Raw genomic sequence first — 17430 nt, 5'->3', positions numbered from 1 at the left:
TTTAAACGACGCAGAGGCGATCAATATGACCGCTGTCATTCTGGTTTGCTCGCAGGATGCCGAACTGTATCTCCTGCTCGCGCATATTCTGCACTGTGAAGGTTTCGAGGCTCGGCTGGCGCCAAGTGAAGACGACGCCATGGAGGCCTGCACATCAGCAGCGATTTCCGCAGTCCTCTTGGATTGTAGAAGCTGGCCGAGCGATGTTGCGCCCATATGTGCGCTGTTCAAGGGGGCCGGAGTTCCCGTTGGGGCGCTCATCGGCGGTGATATGGGTGCACAGCACTTGCAATTGATCAGGGCGGGCCTTGAAGACGTCATCACGCGACCCTTGTCGCCGGGAAAGCTTCTTGCCTTTCTGAATAACATAAGGGCGCAGCCGGAGCCTGCGACATCGTCAAGTTTTGTGATCCCTGCCGATTTGGTCATCGAGCATCGCAATGTCGTTGTCGCAGGGCAAAGAATAAACCTTGCGCCGATGGAGGCGCGCATTCTCAAATTCTTGTTGGAAAGGCAAGGGCAAATCAGCAGCCGGGAGCAACTCATTGAGGCCGTCTGGCCCAATCCGGGGGCGGTGGACCGGCGGACAGTCGACGTGCATATCGGCCGCCTTCGAAGAGCGGTCGCGGGACTTCGGAACCTACGGGTACGGACCGTCTACGGTGTAGGCTATGCCGTCGAGTTTCGCGGAGCCTGAAGGCTCATCTCGTGTCACCATGATGGTTTTGAGAATACGAAGGCGGTGCTCCTAGGTGGCGAGATTTCGAAGGCTTTGCAGATGAACTGCCAAATGCACTAGCTTGGAAGCTGAGTGGACTTAAGTGACGTCTGACTCCAAGTCCGGTCACGAGGTTAGCCGCCGTTCCCCCTGAGCCTATCCAAGTGCTCGGAGCAAACGGTCTTGACGAGCTCAAGCAACAAAGCCGTTTGCTCCGCCAGCCATCCTAGAGCCTCTTCGCTGATCTCGAAATGCTTTGAGTATCGAGCTTTCACATATGCTTCGTTCAGCGTGTTGAACCAGGCGCGCTCCCGATGCTGATCGCGAGGAAATACCTCAACCAGCCGTCGGTCCTGCTCTTCGGCGAGTGAGCGGAGGAATTTGATGTTGTGCGACGGCGGGCCATAGTTTGTGAGTGTTAGCAGCACACAGGAGTAGGCCTGCTCGATGGATTGATGCAGCTCGAATGCGGCCACACGAAATTGCTGTTCTCCGGCATAGAACCGGAATCCTTTTAGGAACGTATTCGCCAGCGAATTGCGATCCTCGTAATGTTCTTTCGCGATCCGCAGCCGATCGGCCGACGAGAGCGGCTTCGGTTCCGCAAGCGGTTCATCATCGAGCTCATAGAGAACGATGCCTTCCTTGCGGATATCGGAGAAGAAATATTGCCCTTCCTTGAGGTATGTGTTCACCTCACGCCTGGAATGCACGATGAAGCTCACCGGCGTTTCGATCGTCTTGTCATGGATCAGCCGGTCGGCGGCTTTGTGCCAGTACTCGGCGAAGTCACAGAGTTTGCGGTTGTTGACGATGATCAGCAGATCGAAGTCCGAGCGGTAACCCTTCATCGTGAATGGCTCATCCACCCAACCGCCCTTGGCGTAGGAGCCGAACAGAATGATCTTTAAGATGCGTCCACGCTTTTTGAATTCCGCAGTACCGTCCTTTAGCGCGTCTTCGAACTCCTCGTGGAGGATTTCCAGAACACGGCCAATCTCGCGCTGTTTGCGAAGGGGGATATGATCGAGAGACGACTTCATTGTACTATCGGTAGGCGAAAGATCCCGTATCGTCCACCCGCAGTTTTAAGGGTTCCGATGACCGACGATGATTTCGGTAATGATTACTTACCGCAACGCTAAGGTAGATTGCTGGCGGCCTACCGCCCTAATCGCTGTCTGTGTCAGCAGACGCCGGCGGCGTTATGAGCGCGCGATCGTGTCTAAGATCTCCTCCTGGTAATCGAAAATGCTGTCATCTGTTCCAGGGTGGTCATCTCTTTTCGAGACAGCAGCAAGGTACCGTAACGCCTTCTAGCATTGACTTTAACTTTGACCTTTTTTGTTCGTTCATCGCGGACAAAAATTGGTCACAGTAAAGCGCGGGGCCGTCCGCGTCGGTTTTTGCATCACTTTTCCCGCGTCCGATAGAAAGCTTTGTACAGCTATGCCACGCGTTATAAAACGTTCAGTCGCAAGCGTACTTTATACCTCAAAAAGCGGCTTGCCACACTCTAATCGCCATATGAGACGAGCAACGGAGCGTGTGCGTAGGCAAATGCGCGCCAGCGTGTTTCTGTGGCGGAAATGCCGGAACAACAGCGGATTTCCGCCGAGCCACGAAGACCGACATTCGCCCCTCGGAATCAATGACTTCCGATAAGCAGTACTTATCGGAGGCCAGGCGTGTTCCTAGCGCGACCTATCCGGTGACGGACCCTAACTGTCCGATAGCGTCCGTTTAGCAAATCATTTACCATATTTTCAATGTCTTATGATTTGTCGAAACTGCCCATCCCAAGCCTGCTGCGGTGCTGCGGTCCGGGATACCGGGATGCATCGGCTCCTGTGGTCGGTGAACCTGAGCCTCCCGGTCTAGGTGAGCTCGAGCAGCTCCGTCAGAGTACACTGAGTCAAGATACCGTTGGCTGTCGACCGGCAGGCAGTTCAAACTGGGGAAATGTTGCATCACCTAGCCTGGGAAGAGACCGCGTCAATTGACGGCGCCATCCGAAAAATACAACTTTCAAGGTATTTGTAGAGGGCTGATTCGAAAGTGTGGCGTGCATGGTGGAAACTGATAAGCTTGCCTCGGTAAGATCGATTATTGCGCAGAATAAGTCGAGAGACTGCAACGAAGCAGAAACCCGGCACAAGATCATCGATGGGATCATTCACGACTGCCTGGCATGGCCGCGCAATCGGGTGGCGGTAGAAGAGTACATAGCACCGGGGTTTGCCGACTATGTCCTGAAGAAGGCCAACGGTGACGACCTTCTATTCATCGAAGCGAAGAAGGCCGGCGTTTATTTCGATCTCCCGTTCCCCTACGTCGACAGCGAAACCCACTGCTATATGTCGATGTCAAAATTGATGTCGAACGAAAATATTCGCTCAGCGATCAACCAGGTGAAGGGCTATTGCTTCGAAACGGGTTGCGAGTACGCCTGCATTACTAACGGTCACGAGTGGATCTTCTTCAAGACGTTTGAGAAAGGAAAGAGGTTCGAGAACCTTCAAGCCTTCGTCGTCCGGAACCTATCGTTCTTCGACAAGGACTTCACAAAGAGTCAGAAGATGTTTTCTTTCGGTGCCATCTTCGATCATGCGTCACTGAACGAGGCGCTTTCAAGTTCGCCTCCCAAGGACCGTCACATTTACTTCCCCAAGGAGAAAATTCCGTCATACGGCCACAAGATCAATTCGAACCGGTTGGCCGGGACGTTGCGCCCGATCGTAAGTCATTACTTTGGAGTGATAGGTGATGACGATACGGAATTCATGGAGCGTTGCTACGTCTCCCAGAGCGACTATTCTCAGATGTCCGAGGGCATCAATGTCCTGATAGAAGATTCGCTTAGCCCGTACTTCAAGGGTTACGGGGTCAATCAACTCGAGAACACCGGCCGAGGGGGGCAGCTCGGCGGCCGATTGACTAAGAACATCAAGCGCGGCAGGCGTGGCGAGGTTCTCGTGCTTTTCGGCGGAAAGGGCGCCGGTAAGTCGACATTCGTCAAGAGGGTGCTAAGGCATAATCCTCCCCGATGGCTCCGCGAGCATTCGGTCATCGCCATCGTCGATCTCCTTAAGGTGCCCGAGGATCAGGGCGTGATCCGCGAAACGATCTGGTCGAGGCTCGTCGAATCCCTCGATGTCGACGGGCTGCTTCAATCCGCCCGCGACAATCTTCTCAAGGAGCTATTCGCGGACCGCTTTGAGATCGCCCGAAAACAGGACTTGGAAGGATTCGATAAGAAGTCAGAGATCTACAATTCGCGGCTCAACGCTCTTGCTGCTGAATGGAAGCAGGACAAACCATACTGCGCCGCGAGGCTCGCTTCCTACTGGGCATCGAGAGGCAAGGGAGTAATCGTGGTCGTCGACAATACCGATCAGTATTCCCCGGACTTACAAGATTTCTGTTTCACGTCGGCGCAGGAGATCAGCAACCTCTTGAGCTGCGTGACCCTTATTTCGATGCGGGAAGAGCGCTTCTACAACTCTAAGATTCACGGGCTTCTCGACGCGTTTCAAAACTCTGGATTCCATATCAGCTCGCCGAAACCGTCAACTGTGTTCAAGAAGCGGCTATCATATGTGAACTCCATGCTCAACGATCCGCAGCGGCGTCACAGGATCGGGCTGGAAGACGCCAACCAGAAGATCATCGCAGACTCGATGAAATATCTTTCAATCATCTTCAACGACTTCAACAGCGAACGATCACCGCTAAACGCGTTCCTGACGGCTTGCGCTCACGGGGACACGCGATTGTCCCTTGATCTCTTCCGAAGCTTTCTTCTCTCCGGCTATACCAATGTCGACGAGATGCTTAGTTCCGGGAACTGGAACTTCAAGATTCATCAGATCATCAAGCCAGTGATGATCCCCAATCGGTACTTCTACGACGAAGCTCTATCGGACATACCGAACGCTTACCAGATACGGAATTCTAGGCATGGTTCGCACTTCACTTCGCTTCGTGTCATGAGGAAACTCGCCAAGAATATCGAGCGGACCACGCCGTCCTATGTATCGGTGGCGGAATTGAAGGCCTATTTTGTAAACACCTTCAACATGGGGGAGGATTTCACCGCTAACCTGGATGTGCTCCTGAAGCACGGCTTTGTAGAATCCAACAATCGGCTCGATCAATATTCGGACCAAGTGGATAGCGTAAAAATCACGACATACGGCCTCTATATGGTTCGGGAGCTGGCCTACTTTTTTTCTTATCTGGATCTCGTGTGCATCGACTGCGGCTTCTTCAGCGAGCAGGTCAGCAACTATCTCGTCGATGCTGCCCGACAGGAGTTCGATCTCTTCTCAAAAGGCGAACGCCTCGACCGCGTCAAGATTCGGCTGGATCGCGTTGAAAAGTTTATCGAGTATCTCGCTGAAGAGGAGGCCAGGGAGCGGGAGCTTTATTCCCTCGGCATGAAGGAGGAGGACATGTTCACCTTCACGCTGCGGAAGTCGTTCACGGACGAGAAGCAAGTCGTCCAGAAGAGCGCCGAGCGCAATTCCGTTCAGCGCTCGAACAAGCATTGGTCGCGCGGCCGACGCGGTTAGTGTGACGCATCGTAGTGGGCGCCAGTGATCGAATGGCCTCAGCTTTCGTTCGACGAGAAGGCTACTTAGGCATCCTGCCAGCTTTCGATGCGTTCGGCGGCAGAGCTACCGCCGATGGAACAATGAACAGAACGACAACCGAGCGATCGAGAAGACCGACAGAGTGGTTGTGGTATGGTGCAGCACTGCACCCGGGCAGTTTGATCGGCGAGAATCATGATAGACCGGGCACGAGCACGGGCATGAGTGCAATGGATCAGTGATGAAGAAGGCCAAACGAGGTGAAGTTCTGCATGAGAGATGGCGGCGTGAATATCGGGGGGACCGATACTGTCAGCATCTCAGTCGCGTAGAGCTTAACAAGCGGATACGCGATATCTTTCTCAACCAGTTGAGGTTGAACAACGAAGCGAAAATCTCGTTGGCCGACATGCGGGCTGATAACGGCGAGATGATCCAGAAGTGGACGCACGTACTTGAAGAGATGGTGCTTCGGTATGGGCCTTACCCCAACGGTTTCGACAGAGATATTCTGCATTCTGAGCCATTTCCGGACTTCGCCAGCGAATTGGCGGAAAAGGCTGCCGCCGCGATGTCGAAATTGGACCTCAAGCAAGGACGCTTCTTTATAAAGCTGGGCAGCGAAGTAAACATGCGACGCCTTCATACCGAGGGTCAGCTAAGGCTCCAGGCTGCAAGCTACTATTCACGGCCAGAACACAACGGCGCTGTGCGTGACGATGAGATGAGCCTGCCGATGTCTTTTTCCCTAAACAGAGATCAGATACGTCGGTTCGTGATCAACCCTCAAGACGTGCCGGAGAATCAGCCCAATCAGCGGATGGATGTCGAGTTTTCTACGAGGGCAGATTTCTGGCTGTACTGCATGACGCAGACCGTCGAGGCTAGGTTGTTCGTCGATTTCAACGCACACGCCTGCGTCCTGATCAAGGACCGCGGCGAGTTTGCGCGGCGACTGAGGGAAGCCACGAGGGGCAAACTGTTGGGAGCAGAGATGCGGGAGGCGAGCGCCGTCTACGTCGATCCACTTTTGCCGAGAACGCCGAGGATATTCGTCCCCGTAAGCAAACCCTTCGGATACCAGTACCAAAAGGAGTACCGCTTCTATTGGATGCCGGAACCGATGCAAACGAAGCTTGAGCATCGCGACATCTTCCTGGGGTCATTGGAAGACATTTCGGAGTTGATCGTTCTTTGATCGCTCACGACCTCAACTGACGCCCAGAATAAGTCCCCCACGGTTGTATCTGATCAGCCCCATTTCACGGCACATCGGCGCAGATTTGAAGAATAGTTGCGCTCGATGTAGGGTTGGGTTGTGATGCTTAGACAAACTTACGATCCGAAGGTGACGCGAGAACTCGCGGTAATGAAGGTTATATTCCCTTTGATTGGATTGGTGATCTGCGTCGCCATTCTTGGCCTTTATCGTAACCGTTGTTTGGCTCCCACGTTGTCCTTCTCCGCCTGATCTGTGATCGAGGTTTCCGTGGATAAGAACGGAGTTTCTCGATGGAGACCTCATTGGAGTTTCTCACAACCAAGAAGCCCGGACGTGAGGCTCACCGACATTGGCCTGATGAGATCAAGGCGAAGATCGTGTCGGAAAGCTTGAAGCCTGGCACGACGGTCAATGAAGTTGCGCAGCGCTATGGATTGCGAGCCAACAGCCTTTCCACCTGGCGAACGATGGCTCGGCAGGGCAAGCTGATCCTGCCAGCACCGGAGGATGCGGTAGAGTTCGCGGCAGTGATCGTTGATCCGCCAGTTTCGGAGCCGCCGCCTAAAGCGATTGGTCGCCCCGAGATCGTCATAGGCTCTGTTACGATCCGCTTGGAGGAAGGCGCATCCGCGTCCCGGATCGCTGCTATCGCCCGCGCCCTGGCGGCGGGGACATGATCTTTCCGTCGAACCGCGTCCGGATCATGGTGGCGACCAAGCCGGTGGATTTCCGCAAGGGTCATGATGGCTTAGCGGCGCTGGTGAAGAACGAGCTGCACAAGGACCCGTTCACCGGGACGGTCTTCGTGTTCCGGTCACGCAAGGCGGACCGGTTGAAGCTGATCTACTGGGATGGCTCTGGGATCGTCATGGCCTACAAAAGGCTGGAAGAGCACACGTTCACCTGGCCCGGTATCAAGGATGGCCTGATGACGCTGACCCACGCCCAGTTCGAGGCCCTGTTTGCCGGCCTTGATTGGCGGCGGGTTCATGCCGTCCAAACGAGAACACCGGAGACCATCGAATAGCTGCGGCACGATGACTCAGCACGGCAAATTCCACAGGCAAGTCGGCTCAGGATTTGGTAGTTTTCGCCTATGCTGGATGCCGCCGACCTTCCCGATGATGTTGCCGCCCTGAAGGCGATGCTGATCGCAGCGCAGGCGCGCGAGGCGGCCAAGGACTTCGCGATAGCCAGCAAGGACGAGCATATCGCCCGCAAGGATGAGCGGATCGAACGACTTGAGAAGCTGGTCGCAGCATTCAAGCAGGCCGCCTTCGGACGCAAATCCGAGAAGACGATCCCGACCAATTCGATCTGGCACTGGAAGACCTGGAAACCGCGATTGCCGCGATTCATGCCGAGGATGAGGCGGACGTTCCTGCGGGAAACAGGATCAGCAAGCCACGTGCGATCAATCGCGGCTCCCTTCCAAAGCATCTTCCCCGTCTCGAAGAGGTGATTGAGCCGGAAAGCCTTATCTGTGCCTGCGGCGGTTGTCTGCATTGCATTGGGGAGGATGTCTCCGAGCGGCTTGATGTGGCCCCGGCGCAGTTCCGCATCATCGTCACCCGTCGCCCCAAATATGCTTGCCGTGCCTGCACCGACGGCATCGTTCAGGCCCCGGCTCCAGCGCGGCTGATCCAGGCAGGACTGCCGACGGAAGCGACCGTCGCCCATGTGCTGGTTTCCAAATATGCCGATCACCTTCCGTTGTATCGGCAGGCCCAGATCATGGGCCGCCAAGGCATCGATTTGGATCGCTCAACGCTTGCCGACTGGGTCGGCCGGGCTGCGTTCGAATTGCGTCCCGTCTTCGATGCGCTGGTTGCCGACCTGAAGCGCTCGACCAAGCTGTTCATGGATGAGACCCATGCCCCGGTTCTCGATCCCGGCTACCGCAAGACCAAGACCGGATACTTCTGGGCGCTGGCACGAGATGATCGTACTTGGGGCGGCGGTGCTCCGCCGGGCGTCGCCTTCACCTACGCTCCCGGTCGAGGAGGCATTCATGCCGAACGGATATTGCAGGGCTTCTCCGGCATCCTGCAGGTCGATGGCTATGCCGGATACAACAGGCTGATCGCGCCAGAGCGTGTTGGGTCCGACATTAGGCTTGCCTATTGCTGGGCGCATGCCCGCCGCAAGCTGGTGGAGATCACCCGCAACGGCTCAGCACCGATTGCCGAGGAAGGCGTCAAGCGGATCGCAGCGTTGTATCGCATCGAAGCCGAATTGCGCGGCCTTGGTCGGGAGGCTCGTCTTGCCGGTCGGGTAGAACGGTCAGCGCCACTCGTAGCCGACATGCAGACGTGGCTCGTCCATCACCGTGCGCATGTCTCAACCAAGTCCCCACTCGGCGAGGCCTTGGCCTACATTGCCAAATACTGGGACGGCTTGAAGCTCTTCCTGACCGACGGCCGCATCGAGATCGACAATAACAGCGTCGAGCGAACCATTCGGCCAATCGCCTTGAACAGGAAGAATGCTCTCTTCGCCGGGCACGACGCGGGAGCGGAGAACTGGGCGACTATCGCCTCGCTCGTTGAGACGTGCAAGCTCAACGCCGTCGATCCGCTGGCCTATCTGACCGCGACGCTCATCGCCATCGTCAACGGTCATAGGCAGAGACGCATCGATGAGCTTCTGCCGTGGAATTATTCGCGGCGGACAAACGGCTGAAGTCTGCTGTTGGCCTGAAGCAGTCATCCAAAGGACCGAACCACACTGACGGTCACTGCCCCGGCAAAAGGATGTAGCGGGTATTGGGATCGCCGTTCCAGGCATCCTCTATCCTGCTCAGCGGCACCCTGGTAAAGTCTGTATAAAAACCCGCCGCGGGTGCCGCTTCGAGAAGCTCGCCTGCGCCAGCTAAAAGGTCAGCCACGGGGACGCTTCCAATACCGCTGCCGATTAGCTCCAAGCCAGTGCTGCGCAACATATCACCCCTGATCGGAATTTCCGCGCCCGCCATAGTGCCTAACTGAACATAGCGCACACGCGGCTCGCCCATCCGCGAGCCCCGATCTTTGGTTGCCGCCCCTAGAACACGTACCGCTGGCTCGCCCCAAACAAAATCGAGAACAACGTCAATGCCCTGATCGAACTCTTCGCGCAGCTTCCAGTCCGCGTCGTCATCGAGTGCAATCTTGACGTCCGCATCAAGCCTATCGAGCTTCTGCTCGTTACGCCCGACGGCTATAACCCTGGCTGCGCCGAAGTGCCTGGCAGTCTGGATTGCCATGCTGCCGGATGAGCCTGTTGCACCGAGGATGAGAACCGTCTCTCCTCTTTGCAACTTCGCCCGACGCGATAGCGCCACCCAAGAGGCAAGCGCACCGGTCGCCAGCGCCGCGGCGCGATCGCTTGCAAGACCATCGGGGATCGGCACGGTCATGGCGCGTGTAGCCAACGACTTCTCCGCCAGCGAACCGAATGGTGCCTTCGGGAAAAGGAAGTAAACACGCTTGCCTTCGGCATCCCGCCCGATACCGTCCACACCTGGCACAAATCCGGCGGTAGTGCCGCTGGTGTAGTGGCGACCGGAAGCAAGAAGCTTCACGATCGGGCTGATGGCCGCAGCCTCGACGGTGATAATGGCTTCGTCATCTACGGCCTCGGGTGACGGGAACTCCTGGAATGATGGCGGAATGCCGAACGAGTTTACAACTGCAGCCTTCATGTCTTTTTTATCTCCTGTGACCTGTCAGAGGTGGTAGCCCATCGACGCAGTACGTTCTATACCTAAAAGTCGCCAACTTTTACGCCATCGTCCAAAGCAAGGAATCGGAATGGATGTTCTTTCCGAACTTCTCAGTCTGCTGAAGCCCCGAAGCTACATAACTGCTGGCTTTGATGCCGGTGGGAAATGGGCGCTGACGCTGGATGACCTAGCGGGGCGGATAAAATGCTATGCCGTAATGAGCGGCGAATGCTGGCTGACCATGGATGGCATCGGAGATGCAATAAAAGTTAGTGCCGGCGATTGCTTTGTTCTTCCCAGCGGCCGTTCGGTCCACATTGCCAGTGACCTTCAGACGAAGCCGAGGCCAGCGAGCGAAGTGCTCGATCCCAACCGGAGTGGAGATGTCGTTACCTATAACGGCGGCGGCGACGTTCTTCTCGTCGGTAGCCGCTTTGAGATCGATGGATATCACGCAGAGTTCATGTTGAAGGACCTACCTCCGATAATTCGCGTCGATACGTCCTCCGACAAGGCAAAACTTCGGCTTTACCTCGATCTCATGATGGCAGAGCTCAAGGAGATGAAGCCAGGTGCGATGTCGGTGGCACAAAACCTTTCACACATGATCCTAGCCCAAGCTTTGCGCCTCCACCTGCAAACAGCGAATGAAAGGGAAGTTTGCTGGTTCGCCGCCCTATCAGACCCGCGTATCGGGAAGGCCATGGAGGCGATGCACTCCGAGCCTTCACACCCGTGGACGTTGGAAGTTCTAGCCAACACGGTCGGTATGTCACGCTCTAGTTTCGCCGCTCATTTTCGAAGACGCGTTGGAGAGACGCCTATGTCATATCTCACGCGCTGGCGCATGGTGTGCGCCGCCGAAAGGCTGTCGATGGGAAGTGAAGCCATAGCGCAGATTGCGACGTCGCTCGGGTACGCTTCGGAACATGCGTTCAACACCGCTTTCAAGCGCGTCATGGGCATGCCACCTCGGCAATACGGAAGAAAAAGGGAGCAGGTCTCACGACCTGAACCAGTGGAGAAAACTTCGCCGCTATGTAGTGGCTAATCTGTCGTATGACTGCAATTAGCGCTTTGTTGCCGTCAATGTTGGCGCGGTAGCTTTCCGAACGGCCTACCGCGCAGGTCACAATGTGCGAGGGAAACACCGCTTACCCTTTATCTATGGCGACTTCATCATTTTGAGCGTTCCGTTGCGACAATAGAGGCCGTTTGGGAAGAGGAAGTCAGTCGTCGTGGCGTGACAGTCATAACGATGGCGGACCTATCTTTTTCAAGGACCGCCCCCACCGGGGAGTCCTTGCCGTGTAGATACCAGTTTGAGATCGGGACGCCTCGTGATGGCTTCAAGGTCGGGGACAAGCTCGACATCGTGCCAGCGACCGGTACTTGCCAACGGGCTGATATCATTGGGCGAAGCGAGCAAAATCCCTAGAGTTTCGGAGTGTTCCCCGGCAGTAGCTCAGTAAGCGGTATTGACCCCGTCTGGTGATAGCGCGGCGGCGGTTGTCGATACGGCTCGAGGCGAAAGCTCTACCGCAGACATCATGATCGGCGACGCAGTGGTCCGCGTGAATGTCGGGATCGACGAGCCCCATCTCGTCAGGCTGATCCACGCGGTGCGGTCTGCATGATTCCCGCTGACCTGCATCTACACGGATGAGCGTCCAGATCTGTGTCGCGAATTGCCGAATTGGATGTTCGATCAAAGTTATTGCACCACCATGGCGATAGGGCTGCCCGAGATCAGCATCGCCGGCCTCAACGAGTTGGCAGCGGCACTGGCATCGTTCGACGCGACTCGCTCACGAGGTGCAAAATCCCGTCCTTCGAGGAAGAAGGAGAAGGATGATGCGAAGCAGGCGACATCAAAATCGCGACCAACTCGTTCTGCGGTTGGAGCGCCAAAATCTTCAGGTTCCGGTGGTCAAGAACGTCAAAGGGTTGGTGGAAGCGTTGGCGGATCTTCTGCTGGAAGCTTTGGAAGCGAACAGATTGACGAAGACGGGAGGCGCCGCTCCGGTTCAGGCAGCGTGGAACGACCTGGATTCGAACGGCTTGTGGCACAGGTTTGCTCCGGCAATGTCGGAGCGGTCTATTGTATCGAGGCGTCTCGGCTGGCGCGCAACGGCAGGGACTGGCATCATCTGATCGACCTTTGCGCGCTTGCGGGTACGCTGGTCATCGATCCGGATGGCGCCTATGATCCGCGGCTCGTCAACGATCGTCTGCTGCTTGGATTGAAAGGCACGATGTCGGAGTATGAGCTTAGCTTGATGCGTCAGCGCGGCATCGCCGCACGTGATTCCAAGGCAGGACGCGGGGAACTGCGGTTCATGCTGCCGCCGGGCTTGTGCTGGAGCGAAGTGGGCAAGATCGAGATCGACCCGGACGAACATGTGGTTGAGACGATCAGGCTCGTTTTTGCCAAATTCCTGGAACTGGGAGTGGACGACAGGTCTTTTTGTGGCTGCGATCGGCCGATATCAAGATGCCGGTCGTTCTGCGCAATGTCGACGTCTGCAAGCTTGTCTGGAAGGCGCCGGCCTACCACAGCGTCATGCACATTCTCCACAATCCACTCTACGCAGCCGCCTATGCCTTCGGAAGGCGCGCACAGCGAACGCGGATCGTCGATGGCCGCGCCCGCAAGGCTACGGGGGTGCGCAAGCCGAGGGACGAATGGAGCGTGCTGTTGCGCGACAATCATCAAGGCTACATCAGTTGGCGGGAGTATGAGGAGAACCACAAGCTTCTGACCGAGAACGCGCACATGAAGAAGAATTGCGATCGCAAGTCAGCGCGTGGCGGCCGTGCCCTTTTGACGGGACTGATGCGATGCGGTCGCTGTGGGCGAATGATGCGTGTCTTCTACGGCAGCGCAAAAGGCAACGCCCATCGCTATCAGTGCCGTGGCGACGATGCTCACGTGGGTGTCGGCCTTTGTATCGGCATTGGCGGCGTCAGGGTTGATCGCGCCGTTGCGATGGAGATTTTAGAAGCGGTGTCGGACCGTGCTGTCGAAGCGGCAATCTTCGCCTCCGATCAAGTCGAGCGGTCCCGAAGAGATGTCATTGCGGCAATCGAGCGGGACCTTGAAGGCGCACGCTGCGAAGCGCTGTTGGCCAGTCGCAGGTATGAGCTTGTGGATCCGGCCAAGCGGCATGTTGCACGCGAACTGGAGGCTCGATGGAATGACGCTCTGGAGCGAGTGGGCGTGCTTGAGCGCAAGACCAAGGACCTATCCGCGCTGTACGCCCCGTCATCGATCGTGGCCGACTCTTGCAGCTTGCCCAGGATTTGCCGACCGTATGGAATGCGCCCTCGACAGAGACGCGAACGAAGCAGCGGCTCATCCACATCCTGGTTCAGGAGATTATTTGCGATCTCGACGATGCGACCAACGAGGCGGTGCTCTTGATCCATTGGACCGGCGATCGGCACACAGAGTGCGTGTGGCGCGCGTCAAGACCGGAAGATATCCTGCCGAGCAAGCACCATCGGCCGTCGAGGCACTGCGCAAACTAGGCGGACATTGGCCAGATCGGGAACTTGCGGTCTCCCTCAACAGGATGCTTTGCAAGACCGGTGATGGCGAGAGCTGGACGACCGTGCGTGTTCGTGACATGCGCGAGCGCCTCGGAATTCCCGAACATGATGCCACCAAAGTGGACGTACCGATGATCAGCTTGATGAAAGCGGCGGAGAAACTCGGTATTTGCGTCGGATCGGCCAAAAGCCTGGTGCAGAGAGGAATTTTACCTGCAACACAAATCCTTCCCGGCTCGCCGTGGATTGTTCCCGTCGAAGCACTAGCCTCGGAAGCCGTCCAGATAGGGGTGCAGGGTGTCGTCGGTCAAAACCGCCGCAACTGTCGCGGCGGGCCGTCAAGACGATCGGGCACAGCCTCAATCATCCGCATCAATCCAAGGCTAGCCGCAGGCCCAGACATAGATCCTTCCCAATCAGAGAAGTCGTATGTCCGAGATACCCTGCACAGCATCAGCAGCGCCAGATGGGGTCTCCTTGCCGCCTACGGTCGATCAGCATAAGCTCTATAAGCAAAAGCTAAGGGAAGCGGGGGCAATGAGGTGGTATGTGTGATCTCCGAAACTTCTGGGACGAGGCCGCGCTGGTTCGCGCGCCCTATGTTCATCCCCGCGATGCCATTCCTGCGAGACATTCCCAGCTTGGCATTTCGTCATACTCAGAGTTTCTGGAGTTTTTTGAGGGCGGCTTACTCTCAGAAACCGCCTTGCATCTGAACCTGCTTCCGCAGCCCTATCACGGCGATTTGGAGAACGCCGAAATCCTTCTGCTGCTCATCAATCCGGGGCTATCTGCTTGTGACTATCACATTGAGCAACACTATCCCGCTTTCCGCGATCAATTAATGGCCACGATTCGTCAAGAACGGCGAAAGCATCTGTTTCTCGATCCTCAGTGGGCTTGGACCACAGGCTTCGTTTGGTGGGAAAGTAAGCTGCGCGACGTGGCGCGGGTAATCGCCTGTGAACGCTTCAACGGTTACTATGGCCGCGCCCTGGCCGATCTGGCGCGCCGCGTAGCGGCCATAGAGCTTGTCCCGTATCACTCCTTTAGGTTCGGCTCGTCCAAGAAGTTAGCCTCTGCCTGTGAGGCCCGACGCTTTGTCGCTTCGGTCGATCGAAGCCGAACGGTCATCGTCACGCGCAGCGTAACTGATTGGGGGCTGCCGGATGCTGCGAACATCATCAAGTATCCGGCCACTCATGCGAGAAGCGCCAGCCTTGGCCTGAAGACCATTGGCGGGAGGGCGATTCTCGAACGATATGGAATCGTCGACGGCTAGAAGGCTCGGTCAGTCATGGCTGCGGAAACAAGTTTGATCAGGTGGCTGCATGGATGGCAGAACAAAGTTTCTTGAACTTCTACACACTGAACTCATCCCGCAATACTGTGACCATCCTTCGCGCGGTTGGGGGAGGGCAGGCTTCATGGATAACTCTGCTCTAGTTTCAGAGGCGGATGCATATGACTTCCTTCGTGCTATTGAAGGCGGCCTCGTAAAGCATGTCGGCCGGGGTTTGTATTCAGCACCGATGAGCTCAGCGAAAGAGCAGTTGTTCTGGGAATTCGAAAAGACTGCGATACCCCGAACATTCGCGATCTCGCTTGAGCCTATCATCACGTTCGCCGCGCTCGCCCGACTTCATTTCGAGTATGGCTGGCCTGCCGAGTTAATCGGTACTCAGTCCAAGAAATGGGAGTTCGATCTTGTGGCTTATCCCGAACCGGACGCGGAGAATGAATCTATCGCCGCTGAAGTCAAGAAAAGCGCCATGGAGGTCGAAAAGCTCGTCGAACAGATAACCTCGCTAAGTGGGGCGGGCATGGTCGATGTGACTGGCAACGCGGCGATGCGCAACTCGATCAAGAAATACAATGGATTAGTCGAGCGTGGTGCGAAGGTCTTCTGGATTGTTGGGCCCGCGAAGCTGAACTACATCTTCAAAGTGGAGCAACTCGGCGACAAGCGGATTGCCCTCACACCGGGCGAGGAAGTCTTACTAGGGCATTCAAAATCCCTGTAGGGGCGACCTGTTTCGATGATCGCCCCCATATCGAGGTCTGTCGGTATTAGGCCCAATGGGACGAGCAGGCCAGGTCGAAACTGATCGTCGAGCTTGCAGATACCAACCGTCGCTGGATATTTACATCAGTCACCATCAGGCTTTCATGCACGCGTCTGCCTTTGAAGCTTCTGTGGGCACATCAATCCGGCGACCGACTTCTGGCGCGACCTGACGCTGTGACTGAGCGACGGTTCGCTTCGACAACAACAAATATTCCGTCCTTTCGACTGCGGTCGGTCGCCCTGTTGAAGTTCATGCCCATGCCGAGAAGATCGTGATCCGGCAGGATGGTGTGGTTCGGCGAACATCCGCGCTGCTTCGGTCGTGGCGAAACGGTCTACGACCCCTGGCATTATGTCCCTGTTCTGGCTCGCAAGCCCGGCGCTTTGCGCAACGGTGCGCCGTTCCGCGAATGGGTTCTACCAAAAGTAGGAAATCAACCCCGGTTAGGAGGCCGGCATGCGCGGAGGCGCCAGAGCCCAGCACGAGCACGGCTTGCCCATTCGCCACTGCGCGCCTCAGTTCTTGTGGCGGCTCCGGCGCCGGTACTGAATTGGTACCCTGCGTGGGGAGCGGGCCTGCGACCTTGATCTTCTCGTTGTGGCGGGGGAGATCGGTGTCAACGTTGGGAACATAGTCTTTTTTCGACCAATCCCACTGGAGGGCCTTGTGAACAAAGGAACGTCCGGTAGTCGGCCATACCAATTCGCAGGAAGAACAGTTTTGTCGGATTATCGGGGGTCATTGGTGCTGACAAATGCAAAGCGCCGTACCGAGGCGGCGGGCGAAGATCTGCCATGCTCATCAAGATACAAAATTCCGCCGTGGGCCAGAGCATTGCGGAGAATCTTACAGAAGCGGTTTGCCGACAAGTTCTTGGCATCTTCAATTGCGGCCGGTGTGTCTAGCTGGGCGGCAATGGATTCCGGCAAGCCGTCGGTCGCCAGGTTCGGAAATCCCGTTCCTTTCTCTAAGGAGGCGAATTGCCACGGGCCGGTGAAGAAATCTGCCAGATGGACAGCAGCGTGAAGATCGATGGGCATGGTCAACCGCATGTTTTTGGCGAGAGCTGGCCGAACAGGCTCTCGCGAGGACGTCGCAACGCCCGTAACAACCACCTGTTATTTCGACTGCTCGACGTCGGAAATTGCTTCGTCGGCAATACAAATTGCGGACCGCATTCAGCAAAGAAGTCAGGGAGATACTGTGTGCACGCGCCGCATAGTTAGCGCTACAATGCAAGAGGTGCAAAAAATGAACATCAAGTAGGAGCCGACTTGTTATCATTTTGATGCTGAGACTGGACGAGTTCGTGCCGTTTAGGAGGAGTTGAAATATGAACAGAGCTGATCTTAACAATCTGGTGGAATCCCTTGTCGAAATTGCTCTGACCGAAGTTTCCGAGGTTCGGCCTGGAGCCGATGATCTAGTCCCGCGAAAAAGAAAAGCTTTAGCCCGACTCCAAGGTTCGGATAGTTTTCGGCGCTTGTCCGAACAAGCCGAATTCGCCGAGCGATTACGATCGCTCATGGAGGCGCTTCGTGAGAAGTGGCGTGACTTTTCTTCTCAGGGAA

15 protein-coding genes and 3 pseudogenes are annotated in these 17430 nt (G+C 56.2%); 15 read left to right on the top strand and 3 right to left on the bottom strand.

What is annotated here, in order from left to right:
* The first annotated feature begins 25 nt into the window (after positions 1–25).
* On the top strand, positions 26–697 hold the full coding sequence (locus tag AC13QO_RS27440) for a response regulator transcription factor (RefSeq protein ID WP_488542463.1): 672 nt from the start codon (positions 26–28) through the stop codon (positions 695–697).
* Positions 698–852: 155 nt separating this feature from the next.
* On the opposite strand, the gene AC13QO_RS27435 is transcribed toward AC13QO_RS27440, so the two are convergent.
* On the bottom strand, positions 853–1761 hold the full coding sequence (locus tag AC13QO_RS27435; RefSeq protein WP_488542462.1) for a nucleotidyltransferase and HEPN domain-containing protein: 909 nt from the start codon (positions 1759–1761) through the stop codon (positions 853–855).
* 1026 nt (positions 1762–2787) lie between these two features.
* Here AC13QO_RS27435 and AC13QO_RS27430 point away from each other — a divergent pair.
* From AC13QO_RS27430 to tnpC, 5 genes and pseudogenes are all read left to right on the top strand, one after another.
* Positions 2788–5292, top strand: a complete 2505-nt coding sequence (locus tag AC13QO_RS27430) for a hypothetical protein (protein WP_488542461.1) — start codon at positions 2788–2790, stop codon at positions 5290–5292.
* Positions 5293–5554: 262 nt separating this feature from the next.
* The gene (locus AC13QO_RS27425; RefSeq protein WP_488542460.1) at positions 5555–6511 is read left to right on the top strand and encodes a hypothetical protein; all 957 of its coding nucleotides are present in this window, start codon (positions 5555–5557) and stop codon (positions 6509–6511) included.
* Between the two features lie 314 nt (positions 6512–6825).
* Positions 6826–7212: an IS66-like element accessory protein TnpA gene (gene tnpA / locus AC13QO_RS27420; RefSeq protein ID WP_488542459.1), complete on the top strand. Its 387-nt coding sequence runs from the start codon at positions 6826–6828 to the stop codon at positions 7210–7212.
* Positions 7209–7562 (top strand): IS66 family insertion sequence element accessory protein TnpB, encoded by a 354-nt coding sequence (tnpB, locus tag AC13QO_RS27415; RefSeq protein ID WP_041679125.1) that lies wholly within the window; start codon positions 7209–7211, stop codon positions 7560–7562. The genes tnpA and tnpB overlap by 4 nt, the downstream gene beginning before the upstream one ends.
* 69 nt (positions 7563–7631) lie before the next feature.
* Positions 7632–9217: pseudogene (gene tnpC, locus AC13QO_RS27410) on the top strand (IS66 family transposase).
* A gap of 52 nt (positions 9218–9269) precedes the next feature.
* Here tnpC and AC13QO_RS27405 read toward each other — a convergent pair.
* A complete protein-coding gene (locus AC13QO_RS27405) occupies positions 9270–10217 on the bottom strand; it encodes a quinone oxidoreductase family protein (RefSeq protein ID WP_488542458.1) in 948 nt (315 codons plus the stop codon).
* A 109-nt stretch (positions 10218–10326) separates the two neighbouring features.
* Between AC13QO_RS27405 and AC13QO_RS27400 the strand changes: the two genes are divergently transcribed.
* The 8 genes and pseudogenes from AC13QO_RS27400 to AC13QO_RS27365 form a co-directional block, all read left to right on the top strand.
* Positions 10327–11289 carry an AraC family transcriptional regulator gene (locus tag AC13QO_RS27400; protein ID WP_488542457.1) on the top strand — a complete coding sequence of 321 codons (963 nt, stop codon included), beginning with the start codon at positions 10327–10329 and terminating at the stop codon, positions 11287–11289.
* Between the two features lie 800 nt (positions 11290–12089).
* A complete protein-coding gene (locus tag AC13QO_RS27395) occupies positions 12090–12392 on the top strand; it encodes a hypothetical protein (RefSeq protein WP_488542476.1) in 303 nt (100 codons plus the stop codon).
* A pseudogene (locus AC13QO_RS27390) lies at positions 12302–12508 on the top strand (recombinase family protein); the annotation flags it as partial. The gene AC13QO_RS27395 and the pseudogene AC13QO_RS27390, both read left to right, overlap by 91 nt.
* Positions 12509–12732: 224 nt before the next feature.
* Complete coding sequence (locus AC13QO_RS27385; protein ID WP_488542456.1) at positions 12733–13662, top strand: recombinase zinc beta ribbon domain-containing protein; 930 nt, start codon at positions 12733–12735, stop codon at positions 13660–13662.
* 34 nt (positions 13663–13696) lie between these two features.
* Entirely contained in the window at positions 13697–14293 is a 597-nt protein-coding gene (locus AC13QO_RS27380; RefSeq protein ID WP_488542455.1) for a hypothetical protein, read from the top strand.
* A 44-nt stretch (positions 14294–14337) separates the two neighbouring features.
* Entirely contained in the window at positions 14338–15072 is a 735-nt protein-coding gene (locus AC13QO_RS27375) for a hypothetical protein (RefSeq protein WP_488542454.1), read from the top strand.
* A gap of 145 nt (positions 15073–15217) precedes the next feature.
* Positions 15218–15814 (top strand): hypothetical protein, encoded by a 597-nt coding sequence (locus AC13QO_RS27370; RefSeq protein WP_488542453.1) that lies wholly within the window; start codon positions 15218–15220, stop codon positions 15812–15814.
* Between the two features lie 232 nt (positions 15815–16046).
* Positions 16047–16281, top strand: a pseudogene (locus tag AC13QO_RS27365) (Mu transposase domain-containing protein); the annotation flags it as partial.
* A 306-nt stretch (positions 16282–16587) separates the two neighbouring features.
* On the opposite strand, the gene AC13QO_RS27360 reads toward AC13QO_RS27365, so the two are convergent.
* A complete protein-coding gene (locus AC13QO_RS27360; RefSeq protein WP_488542452.1) occupies positions 16588–16899 on the bottom strand; it encodes a hypothetical protein in 312 nt (103 codons plus the stop codon).
* 293 nt (positions 16900–17192) lie between these two features.
* Here AC13QO_RS27360 and AC13QO_RS27355 point away from each other — a divergent pair.
* A partial coding sequence (locus AC13QO_RS27355; RefSeq protein ID WP_488542451.1) for a hypothetical protein occupies positions 17193–17430 on the top strand: 238 nt, incomplete at its 3' end.

Source organism: Rhizobium sp. CNPSo 3670 (assembly GCF_057784555.1).
The sequence above is the reverse complement of the archived record's forward strand: the minus strand, read 5'-3'. Positions and strand labels throughout refer to the sequence as shown.

What these genes read in the sequence shown, in the direction of transcription:
- AC13QO_RS27440 (WP_488542463.1), top strand. Translation starts at nt 26, where the DNA reads ATGACCGCTGTCATTCTGGTTTGCTCGCAGGATGCCGAACTGTATCTC.
- AC13QO_RS27435 (WP_488542462.1), bottom strand. Translation starts at nt 1,761, where the DNA reads ATGAAGTCGTCTCTCGATCATATCCCCCTTCGCAAACAGCGCGAGATT.
- AC13QO_RS27430 (WP_488542461.1), top strand. Translation starts at nt 2,788, where the DNA reads ATGGTGGAAACTGATAAGCTTGCCTCGGTAAGATCGATTATTGCGCAG.
- AC13QO_RS27425 (WP_488542460.1), top strand. Translation starts at nt 5,555, where the DNA reads ATGAAGAAGGCCAAACGAGGTGAAGTTCTGCATGAGAGATGGCGGCGT.
- tnpA (WP_488542459.1), top strand. Translation starts at nt 6,826, where the DNA reads ATGGAGACCTCATTGGAGTTTCTCACAACCAAGAAGCCCGGACGTGAG.
- tnpB (WP_041679125.1), top strand. Translation starts at nt 7,209, where the DNA reads ATGATCTTTCCGTCGAACCGCGTCCGGATCATGGTGGCGACCAAGCCG.
- AC13QO_RS27405 (WP_488542458.1), bottom strand. Translation starts at nt 10,217, where the DNA reads ATGAAGGCTGCAGTTGTAAACTCGTTCGGCATTCCGCCATCATTCCAG.
- AC13QO_RS27400 (WP_488542457.1), top strand. Translation starts at nt 10,327, where the DNA reads ATGGATGTTCTTTCCGAACTTCTCAGTCTGCTGAAGCCCCGAAGCTAC.
- AC13QO_RS27395 (WP_488542476.1), top strand. Translation starts at nt 12,090, where the DNA reads ATGATGCGAAGCAGGCGACATCAAAATCGCGACCAACTCGTTCTGCGG.
- AC13QO_RS27385 (WP_488542456.1), top strand. Translation starts at nt 12,733, where the DNA reads ATGCCGGTCGTTCTGCGCAATGTCGACGTCTGCAAGCTTGTCTGGAAG.
- AC13QO_RS27375 (WP_488542454.1), top strand. Translation starts at nt 14,338, where the DNA reads ATGTGTGATCTCCGAAACTTCTGGGACGAGGCCGCGCTGGTTCGCGCG.
- AC13QO_RS27370 (WP_488542453.1), top strand. Translation starts at nt 15,218, where the DNA reads ATGGATAACTCTGCTCTAGTTTCAGAGGCGGATGCATATGACTTCCTT.
- AC13QO_RS27360 (WP_488542452.1), bottom strand. Translation starts at nt 16,899, where the DNA reads ATGCCCATCGATCTTCACGCTGCTGTCCATCTGGCAGATTTCTTCACC.